At 70.0% G+C, this 12,276-nt stretch carries 9 protein-coding genes; 7 read left to right on the top strand and 2 right to left on the bottom strand.

Annotated features, from left to right (window positions below; all coding sequences use genetic code 11):
• The first annotated feature begins 8 nt into the window (after nucleotides 1–8).
• Genes MLE64_RS04870 through MLE64_RS04860 form a run of 3 tightly spaced genes read left to right on the top strand, consistent with a single transcriptional unit; the run spans nucleotide 9 to nucleotide 4,699 of the window.
• Nucleotides 9–1,481, top strand: a complete 1,473-nt coding sequence (locus MLE64_RS04870; RefSeq protein ID WP_243316669.1) for a hypothetical protein — start codon at nucleotides 9–11, stop codon at nucleotides 1,479–1,481.
• 30 nt (nucleotides 1,482–1,511) lie between these two features.
• Nucleotides 1,512–3,566 (top strand): hypothetical protein, encoded by a 2,055-nt coding sequence (locus MLE64_RS04865; RefSeq protein ID WP_243316668.1) that lies wholly within the window; start codon nucleotides 1,512–1,514, stop codon nucleotides 3,564–3,566.
• 11 nt (nucleotides 3,567–3,577) lie between these two features.
• Complete coding sequence (locus MLE64_RS04860; protein WP_243316667.1) at nucleotides 3,578–4,699, top strand: PKD domain-containing protein; 1,122 nt, start codon at nucleotides 3,578–3,580, stop codon at nucleotides 4,697–4,699.
• Here MLE64_RS04860 and tadA read toward each other — a convergent pair.
• Nucleotides 4,696–5,151 (bottom strand): tRNA adenosine(34) deaminase TadA, encoded by a 456-nt coding sequence (gene tadA, locus MLE64_RS04855; protein WP_243316666.1) that lies wholly within the window; start codon nucleotides 5,149–5,151, stop codon nucleotides 4,696–4,698. The two genes, MLE64_RS04860 and tadA, sit on opposite strands and share 4 nt — an antisense overlap.
• Before the next feature lie 203 nt (nucleotides 5,152–5,354).
• Here tadA and carA point away from each other — a divergent pair, with 203 nt between their 5' ends.
• The 3 genes from carA (at nucleotide 5,355) to MLE64_RS04840 (ending at nucleotide 10,165) form a co-directional block, all read left to right on the top strand.
• Nucleotides 5,355–6,437, top strand: a complete 1,083-nt coding sequence (carA, locus tag MLE64_RS04850) for a glutamine-hydrolyzing carbamoyl-phosphate synthase small subunit (RefSeq protein ID WP_243316665.1) — start codon at nucleotides 5,355–5,357, stop codon at nucleotides 6,435–6,437.
• Nucleotides 6,430–9,639, top strand: a complete 3,210-nt coding sequence (gene carB, locus MLE64_RS04845) for a carbamoyl-phosphate synthase large subunit (protein ID WP_243316664.1) — start codon at nucleotides 6,430–6,432, stop codon at nucleotides 9,637–9,639. Before carA ends, carB begins: the two co-directional genes overlap by 8 nt.
• 124 nt (nucleotides 9,640–9,763) lie before the next feature.
• On the top strand, nucleotides 9,764–10,165 hold the full coding sequence (locus MLE64_RS04840) for a CoA-binding protein (RefSeq protein ID WP_243316663.1): 402 nt from the start codon (nucleotides 9,764–9,766) through the stop codon (nucleotides 10,163–10,165).
• Between the two features lie 79 nt (nucleotides 10,166–10,244).
• On the opposite strand, the gene MLE64_RS04835 is transcribed toward MLE64_RS04840, so the two are convergent.
• Entirely contained in the window at nucleotides 10,245–11,279 is a 1,035-nt protein-coding gene (locus MLE64_RS04835; protein WP_243316662.1) for a hypothetical protein, read from the bottom strand.
• A 51-nt stretch (nucleotides 11,280–11,330) separates the two neighbouring features.
• Here MLE64_RS04835 and MLE64_RS04830 point away from each other — a divergent pair, with 51 nt between their 5' ends.
• Nucleotides 11,331–12,230 (top strand): ACP S-malonyltransferase, encoded by a 900-nt coding sequence (locus MLE64_RS04830; RefSeq protein WP_243316661.1) that lies wholly within the window; start codon nucleotides 11,331–11,333, stop codon nucleotides 12,228–12,230.
• Nucleotides 12,231–12,276 lie beyond the last annotated feature (46 nt).

Genomic DNA, 12,276 nt, shown 5'->3' with positions numbered 1-12,276 from the left:
AGGATTTCGTGAGACTGCGAACCTATTCCATCGCCACCGTGGCGCTGGTGAGCGTGTTCCCGCTCGCCGCCCCGCTCCAGGCCTGCTGCGACGACTTCTGGAGCTGCGTGGGCGCCGTGGCTTCGGGGGGGCTCACCTGCGCGGTGGAAAGCCTGATCAACAGCATCAACACCCTCATCCAGAACGTCGGGCGCCTGGCGTCGACCCTGGGACAGCAGGCGGCGGACGTGGTGAACCTGGCCAAGTCGGAACTGAACGGCGCCGCCAACGACCTGCGCAACCTGGCGGGTCAGGCTGAAGGGGACTTCAATGCCGCCGCCCAGCTGGCCCAGTCCGTCCTGAACGAGGCCAGCCGTCCGCAAGCGATGGTTCCCCACCTGGCGCCCGGTGTCGCGGCGGCCGCCGGCACCGCCGGGACGCGGGCGGCCACGGCTGGCGTCCAGCCTCCAGGTGTGCGCCCGGGCGCCACCACCGCCACGGCGAAACCCGCCACAGTGGGCACGGTGGGCGCGGTTGGCGCGGGCACGGGAGTCCGGATGGACCAGTTGCCGGCCGACCCCCAGGAAGTGACGGATGCCCTTCGGAGGGCCAAGGACGCCATCGACGCCCTCCGGCCCGACGTGACGCAGCCCATCAACCAGGTTCGCCAGTTCGCCACCCAGGCCGAGCAGCAGGCGGCCTCCGCGGCCTCCTCGGCCGCGAACATCGCCCAGACCGCCCTGCTGGCCCCGCTCCAGACGCTTGGCAACATGCTCACGGACCTGGTCAACCATCCGGAGCACCTCTTCGATCCCAGCAAGATCGTGGATGACGCCATCACCCAGATCACGAGCCAGGCCATCACCACCATGACCCAGGTGCATGACGCCGTGATGCAGCAGGCCAAGGGCACCCTCGATCAGGCCCAGCGGCCCATCCAGGACGCCCTCGACCGGGCCTCGGTGGCGAAGAAGATCGCCGACGCCATGCAGAAGGTCCAGCACGCGAGGACCAAGGCCTCCTGCGACGCCCTCAACAGCCTGATCCCCCGCCAGCGGCTGGATGTCCGCGCCTTCGTCACCCATGTGGCCGGGGCGGCGCCCGCCCCCGGGATCCAGGCGCTGAACCTGAGCCAGCACCGGACCATGGCCCTGGCGCCCTTCAACCGGACCGCGGCCTCGCGGCTCACCGCCCGCACCGCCGGCACCCAGATGGGCGCCAAGCTCAAGGGTCCCTGGCAGGAGTTCAAGCGCATCCAGGCCACGGCGCCCAAGGTGGATCCCGCGGCGAAACCCCGGGTGGATGCCGAGATCTCCCGCCGCTTTGCCGGCAAGTCCGGACCGGCGGCGGAGGCCGAGAAGCAGGCCATGCTGAACGAGGCCCGCACCCGCTTCGCCAAGGATCCCGCTCTGCTGCGGAAGGTCGAGGCCATGCTCGACAACGATCCGGTCATCCGCGGCCACCAGGGCGGACCCCACGGTCCCGCAGTACGGGAACAGTAGACGAGTTCCCCTCTTGCCAGGGAGGCATGTGTGATCGACCGGTCTCTGCGGACCCTCGTCCTGGCCGCCGCCTCTGTGGCGCTGGCGGCCGGAGAGGCCTTCGAGCTGAAGCTGCCCGCGACGCCGGGCGGGCCCGTCCAGGGCACCGCCACGGCGCCCGCGGGGACCGAATGGGTGGTGGTCTTCTACCGGGTGGCGGGCGAGGAGGAGTTCTCCAGCTTCAATCTGGACGTCGGCCCGGACGGGACCTCGTACGCAGGGCAGCTGGAGGCGGCCATCCCCGCCGGGGCGAAGCTGGAGTACTACGCGGCCCTGCGCACGCCTTCCGGCATCAAGTACCTGCCCCAGGAGGCCCCGGCCTCCTTCGCCAGCTTGCAGATGCCCGGCACGCCCTCCGCCCCCGCCGGCGGGGCAGCCCCGGCCCAGGTTCAGACCCCGGCCCCGGCTCAGACTGGAGCCGCCTCCGTTCCGTCTCCGGGCGGAGCTCCTGGCGGCCAGCCTCCGGCCCACGGCCCCATCTACTTCGACGGCGCCTTCGAGCGCGTGGCCCACCATCAGGAACCAGTGCCCGGCGAGCAGCGGAACCTCGCCTCAGGCCAGATCCGGTTCGCCTACCAGAAGGAGGAGGACGGCCACCAGGTGCTGCTGAACGCCCGGGTCGTCTACACGAACCAGCCCCTCGGCACCCAGACGCGCTGGAGCCTCGGCGACCTCCAGGCGGTCTACGCCGCGGGGAACCACAAGCTTCAGCTGGGCGACATGGTGGTCCAGGAATCTGAGTTCACGCTGGCCGGGGCGGGCCGCCGGGGGCTCGACTATGCCTATTCCGGGCAGCCGCTGGGCGCCCACCTCTTCGCCCTGAACACCCAGGCTCATTCCGGCACGGACGGCCTGGCCTGGCCCGAGAAGGGCAGCGAGGTCTATGGCGGGTCCCTCGGCTACGGCTGGCTCGCCGGGAACCTCCGGGCCAAGATCGTCTTCCTGTCGGGAAAGGATGATCCGACCACCGCCGTGAACATGGTGTCCCTGTACGCGCCCATGGTGCGGGATGGATCCACGGGTTCCTTCCTCCTCGACGGCCGGTTCTTCGACAGCCGGCTGGCCCTGTCGGGGGAGTACGCTCGCAGCCTCTTCACGAAGGACCTCGTGAACCAGGGGACCCACCTCACCGACCAGGCCTGGCGCCTGGGGGGCATGTGGATGGACGGTCCCTTCAGCGCCCAGCTGGGCTACCGGGACGTGGGGCGGGACTTCGGCACCGTGGGCGTGGCCTTCTTCGTGGGGGACCGCCGCACGTTGAACGGCAGCGTGGGCTTCAACCGCTCGACCTGGAGCCTGAGCGCCACCGCCGTGGACGAGCGCACCAATCCCACCGGGCAGCCGGGCCTGGACCAGGCCTGGAACCAGTCCCAGAGCCTGGACGCGCGGGTGGGCCTGACGCAGGCCCTGTTCTGGCGCGTAGGCGTAAGACACGCCCACCAGGAGGCCGAGCTGGTCTCCAATCCCCTCATCCCCTTCAGCAACAGCAACCGGTCCGGCCTCACCACGGGCTTCGACCTGATGCTGCCGCCCGCGTCGAGCCTGGCCTTCAACGCCCAGTTCGACCGGCTGCGCTCCGAGGGCACCAGCGATACCCGGGGCACCAGCACCACGCTCTCCCTGGGCGGAAGCCTGGGCATGGGGGCGCGGGTGCGGGTCTCCCCGAACCTGAGCTGGTCCCGTACCCTCAGCGATCCCGGCGACCAGAAGACCACCATGGAGAACGCCTTCCTCAACGCCGATGTCGCCCTCATCCCCGGGCTCCTGGGCTTCCTCCTGAACGGAGGCGTCTCCCGCACCACCCTGGTCACCGGCGATGTGGTGGAGAACTCCGTGGCGGAGGGCACGCTGCGCGTCTTCCTGGACACCTTCCTCAAAGGCCGCGGCCGGGCCAGCCTGGGCCTCAAGGGCCGCTACACCCACGCGCCAGACCTGGCTGCCCTGGCCCGGAGCACCGCGGCCACCGGCGTCCCGGCCACCGGCACCGCCACAGCCCCCATGGCCAATGACACGCAGGTGTCGATCCTCCTGAACGTCTCGTACTGAGGAGCTGCCCCATGCGAACCCTCCTCACCCTCCTCCTGCTGCTCGGTTCCCTGGCCCTCAAGGCCCAGGGCGTCATCACGGTGACCCCGGGCGTGCCGGTCTTCGGCGCGCCCACGACCTTCGTGCTCTCGCCGACGTATCCTCCGATCGGGCCCGTGACCTGGGACTTCGGGGACCAGTCCGTCCCCCTCAGCGGCGGGACCGTCGCCACCCACATCTACGCCCGCACGGGTTCCTATGTGGTCCGTGCGACGTACCCCTTCGGCTCTCTCACGGGAATTCCGGCCACGGTCCAGCTGCCCATCCGCGTCGCGGACCGGCTCGGCCCCGCCGCGCCCTTCACCATCTCCATGCTGCGCCTCCGCTGGGAGGATGGCCGCGTGGACACCACGGTGGAGCAGGGCTTCAGTCCGCTGACCGCCTATGCGGACTTGAAGTTCGAGGGCACGGGCCACCTCCAGGCCCAGTGGGTGGTGGACGGGGTTCCCCTGAGCACCTTCACGGCCCCTCTGGCCTTTGCGGGCGCGGTCACCCTCGATTCCCGCAGCGCCATCCCGCTTCCCACCACGGACTACGGCGAACACCGCGTCACCCTGCGGATCCTCTCGCCGGCCATGCCTTTCGAGTCGCCGCAGATCCGGTACTTCGTGAGGCTGGGCGGCGAGGAGGCCCCCCAGGTCGACGACGTGGTCCCCTCCGCCGCGCGCCCCGGCGAAGAGACCGAGCTCCGCATCCGGGGCCGCCGCCTGGCTCCGGGCATGGCCCTCTCCTTCGGGAAGGACGTCGCCCTGGTGGCGCCCCTCCGCTTCCCGGAGCCCGGCTGGGCCATCGCCCGCGTCTTCGTCTCGCCCACCGCCAGGCCCGGGTTCCGTGAGGTCCAGGCCTTCAGCAAGGCGGGACGGAGCCGGGGGCCCGCCCGTCTCGAGGTACTGCCCCGGCCGAAGCGGGTCGCCGCCGCGGAACCGCCGTCAGCGCTCCCGCCTCCGCCCCTGGTGGCCTTCCTCTGGTCCGAGGGGGAGGGCGTGGCGCGGCCCAGCCTCCTCCGGGCGCTGACCACGGCTTTCCTTCCTCCGGGCGAGGAGGATCCGCTGGAGGTGAGGCCTGGCCCCTTCCAGGCGGTGATGCAGCGCTAGGCTCGCCGCCGCCGAAAGAAGGCCTGGAGCTGCTCCCGGCATTCGGGCTCCAGGAGGCCGCCCTCGAAGGCGATGCGGTGGTTCAGGTTCGCGCCCTCCAGGGCGCCCAGCCAGCGGCTGACGCCCACCTTGGGATCCGAGGCGCCGAACACCACGCGGTCCACCCGCGCATGGATCAGGGCGCCGAAGCACATGAGGCAGGGCTCCAGCGTCACGAAGAGCGTGGCGCCCGTGAGCCGGTAGTTCTTCGCCCAGGCCCCGGCGCTTCGCAGGGCCTGGATCTCCGCGTGGGCCGTGGGATCGTTCAGCTTCACGGGGTGGTTGTGCCCCCGGCCCAGCAGGGCGCCCTCGGACACCACCACGGCCCCCACGGGCACCTCGTCCAGGCGGTCCGCCTTCTCGGCCTCCTCGAGGGCGAGCTTCATGAAGTAGATGTCGTCACCGCTCCACATGCCTCCAGTGTGGCCGAAACAGTGTCGTCTACCTCGGGAACAAAGGAGCAGTATGGCCGAAAACCCCTTGAACAAAAAGGCTGATCCTCGCTTTCCCAGGTCGTTACACTCACTTTGGTCCCGAAGGACCGAGTCATTCTCACGACCCCGCGGCGGCCCGGCCCCCGCGGGGTTTTTGCAGAGCCGCCGAGCGGGGGACGCACATGCGAGCGCACCTGATCCTGAAGGACGGGACCATCTTCCGGGGGCGGGCGCCGTTGGGCTTCGGCGGGGGCGGCGAGGCGGTGTTCACCACGGCCATGGCCGGCTACCAGGAGATCCTCACGGATCCCAGCTTCGCGGGGCAGATGGTCTGCATGACCTTCCCCGAGCAGGGCATCTACGGGATCCACGCCGATCTCAACGAGGGCACGCGGCCCTGGGCCACGGGCCTGCTCTGCCGACGCCTGACCTTCTCGCCGGACCACACCCGCTCCGAGGGTGACCTGGCGGGCTGGCTCAAGCGCCACCACATCCCGGTGATGACGGACCTCGACACCCGGGCCCTCACCCAGCACCTGCGGGACCAGGGTTCCCAGCCCTCCCTCATCTGGACCGAGCTGGACGGCAGCCTCGAGGCGGGCGTGGCCAAGGCCAAGGCCCTGCCGGACATGACCGGCCAGGCCCTCTGCGCGGAGGTGAGCTGCCAGGAGCGCTACGAGTTGAACCCCGGCGGCGCCTTCCGCGTGGCCGTGCTGGATGGCGGCATCAAGCTGAGCATCCTGAGGCAGCTGGAGGCCGTGGGCCTGCACCTGGAGGTCTTCCCCTGGGACGCCCCGGCCACGGAGCTGGCGGACAAGCGATTCCACGGCCTCTTCCTCAGCAACGGTCCCGGCGATCCCGCCGCGCTGCCCGGCATGCAGAAGGAGGTCGAGGCCTGCATCGGCAAGCTGCCCATCTTCGGCATCTGCCTGGGCCACCAGCTGCTGGGCCAGGCCTTCGGCGGCCGCACCTTCAAGCTCAAGTTCGGCCACCGCGGCGCCAACCAGCCCGTGCATGACCTGACCACCGGCCGCGTCGAGATCACGGCCCAGAACCACGGCTTCGCCGTGGACGAGGCCAGCCTGCCCAAGGAGATCGAGGTGACCCACAAGCACCTCAGCGACGGCACCGTCGAGGGCCTGCGGCACACGAAACTCCCGATCTTCTCGCTCCAGCACCACCCCGAGGCATCGCCGGGCCCGCACGATGCGCATCCGGCCTTCAAGCGCTTTGTCGACATGCTCCAGGAGGTCCACCATGCCTAAGCGGACGGATCTGAAGAGTGTGCTGGTGCTGGGTTCGGGGCCCATCCAGATCGGGCAGGCCTGCGAGTTCGACTACTCGGGGACGCAGGCGCTGAAGGCCCTGCGGGAGGAGGGCATCCGCACCATCCTGCTGAACTCCAACCCGGCGTCGATCATGACGGACCCTGGCCGGGCGGACGCCACCTACATCGAGCCGCTGACCTTGAGCGTGCTGGAGACGGTGATCGAAGCCGAGAAACCCGACGCCATCCTGCCCACGGTGGGCGGCCAGACGGCCTTGAACCTCGCCATGGAGGCTTTCGAGAGCGGCCTGCTGGAGCGCACGGGCGTCCAGCTCATCGGCGCCCAGCCCGAGGCCATCAACCGCGGCGAGGACCGCCAGCTCTTCAAGGCCCTCATGGACGACCTGGGCCTGGAGACCTGCCGGGGCGGCTTCGCCCACAACATGGCCGAGGCCCGCGACCTGCTGAAGCTCACGGGCTTCCCCGCCATCATCCGTCCCAGCTTCACCCTGGGTGGGAGCGGCGGCGGCATCGCCTACAACGTGGACGAGTTCGAGACCATCGTGGCGCGGGGCCTGGATCTGAGCCCCACCAAGCAGGTGCTCATCGAGGAGAGCATCCTGGGCTGGAAGGAGTTCGAGCTGGAGGTGGTGCGCGACCTGGACGACAACGTCGAGGTGATCTGCTCCATCGAGAACCTCGATCCCATGGGCGTCCACACCGGCGACAGCATCACGGTGGCCCCGGCCCTCACCCTCACGGATCCCGAATACCAGCGCATGCGCGACGCGGCCCTGGCGGTCATCCGCGCCGTGGGCGTGGAGACGGGCGGATCCAACATCCAATTCGCCCTGGATCCCGAGACCAGCCGCATCATCGTCATCGAGATGAATCCGCGCGTGAGCCGCAGCTCCGCGCTGGCCTCCAAGGCCACGGGTTTCCCCATCGCGTGGGTGGCCACCAAGCTGGCGCTCGGATATCGGCTTTGGGAACTTCCGAATGCCATCACACGCATGACCAAGGCAGCTTTCGAGCCGGTGCTGGACTACGTGGTGGTGAAGATCCCGCGCTTCACCTTCGAGAAGTTCCCCCAGGCGGAAAAGGTGCTGGGCACGCAGATGAAGAGCGTGGGCGAGGTCATGAGCCTGGGCCGCAGCTTCCAGGAGGCCCTGCAGAAGGCCATCCGGTCCCTGGAGGAAGGCCACCGCGGCATCTCCGGCGCCCTGGAGGGCAAGCTGGACCTGGGCCGCCTCAAGGAGCACCTGCTCATCCCCGGGCCCCAGCGCATCTTCTGGGTCTATCACGCGCTGAAGGCCGGGCACAGCGTCGAGGAGCTGCACCGCCTCACGAAGATCACGCCCTGGTTCCTGCGCGAGATCGAGGAGATCGTGGTGCTGGAGGGCCGCCTGCGCAGCTTCCCGGTGGACCGGCTCCCGGTGGAGCTGCTGGAGAAGGCCAAGCGCGCCGGGTTCGCGGATGACCAGATCTCCGTGTTCTGCTCGGGAACGGAAGCCGAAGTCGCCGCCCGCCGGGAGGCCCTGGGCCTGCGCCCGGCCTACAAGCGGGTGGACACCTGCTCGGGCGAGTTCAAGGCCGAGACGCCCTACCTCTACGGCACCTGGGAGGATCACAGCGAGGCGGAACCCACGGACCGCCCCAAGGCCATCGTGCTGGGCAGCGGCCCCAACCGCATCGGCCAGGGCGTGGAGTTCGACTGCTGCTGCGTGCAGGCCGTGGAAGCCATCCGCGCCAGCGGCGTGGAGGCCATCCTCGTCAACTGCAACCCCGAGACCGTCAGCACGGACTTCGACACCAGCGACCGCCTCTACTTCGAGCCCCTCACCTTCGAGCACGTGAAGGCCGTGGTCGATCGGGAGGCCGCCGGGGGCAAGCTCCTCGGCGTCTTCGCCCAGTTCGGCGGGCAGACGCCCCTGAAGCTGGCCTCGCCCCTGGACGCCGCGGGCGTGAAGCTGCTGGGCACGCCGCTGAATGCCATCCTCGACGCCGAGGACCGCGAGCGGTTCGGCCAGGCCCTCAAGCGCCTGAACATCCCGGCGCCCGCCTGGGGCATGGCCACCAGCTTCGAGCAGGCCAAGGACATTGCCCAGCGCCTGGCCTACCCGGTGATGGTGCGCCCCAGCTTCGTGCTGGGCGGCCGGGCCATGGCCGTGGTCTTCGATGACAAGGGCCTGGAGAAGTACATGCGCGAGGCCGTGGCGGTGAGCAACGACCAGCCTGTGCTGCTGGATCGCTTCCTGGACGGCGCGCAGGAGCTGGACATCGACGTGGTGTGCGACGGCGAGGATGTGGCCATCGCGGGCCTGCTGGCCCACATCGAGGAGGCCGGCATCCACAGCGGCGACAGCTACGCCGTGATCCCGGCCCTGGGCGTGCCTGAGGACATCCTGGAGACCGTGAAGGGCTACGCCCGGAAGCTGGCTCTGGACCTGGGCGTGAAGGGCCTCATGAACCTGCAGTTCGCCGTGAAGGATGGCGTCGCCTACTGCCTGGAGGCCAACCCCCGGGCCAGCCGCACGGTGCCCTTCGTGAGCAAGGCCACGGGCGTGGACTGGGCCGGCGTGGCCGCCCGCATCGGCCTGGGCCAGAGCCTCAAGCAGCAGGGCGTCACGGATGGCGTGCCCCGCGCCGTGTCGGTCAAGGGCGTGGTCTTCCCCTTCGCCAAGTTCCCGGGTGTGGACCCGGTCCTCGGCCCTGAGATGAAGAGCACGGGCGAGGTCATGGGCATCGGCGAGGGCTTCGGCGAGGCCTACGCCAAGGCCCTGCTGGCCGCGGGCATCCCGCTGCCCCTGTCGGGCACCGTGTTCCTCACGGTCAACGACCGGGACAAGGCCCGCCTGCCGGAGCTGGCCCACAAGCTGGTGGCCCTGGGCTTCGGCCTCTGCGCCACGGAAGGCACGGCCCGCACGCTGGAGTCCGTGGGCCTCAAGGTGCGGAAGATCTTCAAGGTGAACGAGGGCCGGCCCAACGCCGTGGACCTCCTGAAGAACGGCGAGGTGCAGTGGGTGATCAACACACCCCTGGGCCGCGACGCCTTCTTCGACGAGAGCGCCATCCGCCGCGAGGCCCTGCGCCTGAAGATCCCGTGCCTCACCAACCTCAGCGCCGCCCTCGCCGCCTGCGAAGCCGTCGAGACCCTGCGCGGCGAGATGACGGTGCGGGCCATCCAGTCGTTGAAATAAGAACTGGAACCGCGAAAGACACGAAATGGCGCGAAGGAAGTGAAAGCGGACATTCCGCCTTCATTTCCTTTTCGCGATCTTTCGCGTTTTTCGCGGTTAGAGTCTTCTCCTCCCGGAGGTTCCCATGTCCGTCCAAGAGCGCATCCAGTCCTTCCTGACTTCCGGCCCCTTCGCGGTGGTGGGGGCCAGCACGGATCGCTCGAAGTACGGCAACAAGGTGCTGCGCTGCTACCTGCAGCACGGGCACGAGGTCTATCCCATCAATCCCAGGGCGCCGGAGGTGGAGGGGCTGAAGGCCTATCCCTCGCTGGCGGCGCTGCCCGTGAAGGTGCCGGCCATCTCCGTGATCACGCCGCCCGCCACCACGGAGCAGGTGGTGCGCGAGGCCGCGGCGGCGGGCGTGAAGCACATCTGGATGCAGCCCGGGGCCGAGAGCGACGAGGCCGTCCGCACGGCGGAATCCCTGGGCATGAACGTCATCGCGGGAGGGCCGTGCCTGCTGGTGGTGATGGGCTATCACGAGTGAATTCGCTGCGCGAATTCACATAAGCATTTCGCTACGCGAATGCAGAAAAGCAGTTCCCATCTGAATTCGCGTAGCGAATTCAGCTCAGGCGAGGCCCAGGCTCCGCCGAACTTCCATCCGATCCGCCTCGTGGGCCTGGATCAGCTTGGGCACTTCGTTCCGCCACAGCTTCGATAAATCGGCGAAGGAGATGGTCGGCTTCGCTTCGGCGCCAGGGGTCGAGGGTTCGGTTGAGTCCTGCGAGTACGTCCCGCGGGTACCAGGTTCGGGGGTCATGGGTTTGGATCCTCAGTAGGGAAAGGTAAGCGGTCTGGAGCTGGTAGGCAACCACGGAATCGACGGGCTTGGGGCGGGCCCGCACGGCGGCGATGGCTTCGTGCCCCGTGGTCATGAGATCCGGGCCCTCGTCCTCCACGCGCACGTGGTAGAGCCGCAGGGAGCGGCCCGCCCGGGGGGCGAAGCCCAGGAAGGTGAAGGGGGCCCAGGCGTGGGCCCGGGCCATGCGATCCAGGGGCACGTAGCGGCCTTCGCGCTCGGAGCGGGCCAGCATGGCTTTGAGGGCGCCGCCGGGGTCGCGGTCGGTGTAGGCGAGGTGGACCTCGTGGCTGCCCGCGCTCCGGATGCGGTCCAGGAGGAAGGCCACGCCATCGGGATCCGTGTGGGGCGCGTCGAACACGGCGCCGAAGGCGGAGCCGAGCGCCAGGGCGTTGGTGGTCTTCCCGGTGGCCTGGCCGCCCATGAAGATGATCACCGGCCCGCCCTGGGCCTGGGCGAGGGCCCGGTCCCGGAGGCGCTTGCCGAGCGCGTTCAGGTGCACGGCGGCCCGGCCGGCGGGATCTTCCAGGGCCTCGTAGCCCTGGGTGGGGTTCTGCTGGAGGGTGGGCAGCAGGGTGGCGAGCAGGTCGCCATTCACCAGCTGGCCCTTGAGGGTGCCGGGCCGGGCGGCGTAGTCGTCGAGGGCGGGACCGGCGTGGCGGGCCAGGTCCGCGGCCTCGGCCTCCAGGGCTTCGCGCAGCTCCTTCCTCTGGCCTTCGTCCAGCTCCCAGTAGGAGCGGCGCTCGTGCCAGGGGACCTGCTGCCAGGGCAGCGGGGCCGGGGAGGGAAGGGGGGACATGGCCCCCAGCCTACTGGATGACGGGGGATCCGGCACCCTATCCTCGAGACCATGTCCGCGCCCGCCTCCATCCTCCTGTTTCCCGGCCAGGGCACCGAGGCCGTGGGCATGTCCCAGGGATGGGAGGCCCACGAAGCCTGGGTGGCGACCCTGGCAGCCGCGGAGGCCCGCACGGGCAGGCCCTTGCGGCAGGCCATGGCGGAGGGCCCCCTGGACCTGCTGCGGTCCCAGCGCCTGGCGCCCTGCGCCGTGCTGGCCCATTCCGTGGGCGTCTACCGAGCCTGGCGCGCGGCCGGCCTGCCCCTTCCTGTCGCCGCCACGGGGCACAGCATGGGGTTCTACTCCGCCCTCGTGGCGGCGGGTGTGGTGCCGCTCGAGGCGGCCCTCGACCTCATCTCCGCGGTGGAGGACCTCAGCGAGGCCACCTTCGGCCCAGGGACCATGGGCATGGCCTTCCTCATCGGGGTGCCGGAGCTGGAGGTGCGGCGCGCCCTGACGGATCACCCGGACCTGGTGCTCTCGAACCGCAACGGCCAGGCCCAGTTCACGGTCTCGGGGCCCGTGCCCGCGCTGGAGGCGCTGGTGGCGGCGCTGGGCCCCTCCGCCCTGAAGGCGGGGCTGCTGCCGGTGCGCCATCCCCTGCACGGTCCCCACATGGCGGCCCTGCTGCCCGCCATCACCCGGAGGCTGGCGGCGGTGGCGCCGGCGGAACCCGCGTTCCCCCTGATCTCCCACTTCGACGGGCGGATCCTGGACACGGGCGCGGCGGCCTGGGACGAGGGCATCGCCTCCGTGGCCCTGCCCGTGGACTGGCTGGCGGTGGTGGCCCGGCTGAAGGTGCTGGGCGCGCCCCTCGCCGAGTGCGGCCACGGCCGGCAGCTGGCGGGGCTGACCCGTTGGGCGGCCCGGGACCTGACGGTGGCATCGCTCCAGATGGTCCCGAAGCCGTAAAAAAACGTTTCGACAACCGCCCCTGCATCTAGATATGCAGGATGTC

Source organism: Geothrix paludis (assembly GCF_022808815.1).
Lineage (GTDB): Bacteria > Acidobacteriota > Holophagae > Holophagales > Holophagaceae > Geothrix > Geothrix paludis.
The sequence above is the reverse complement of the archived record's forward strand: the minus strand, read 5'-3'. Positions and strand labels throughout refer to the sequence as shown.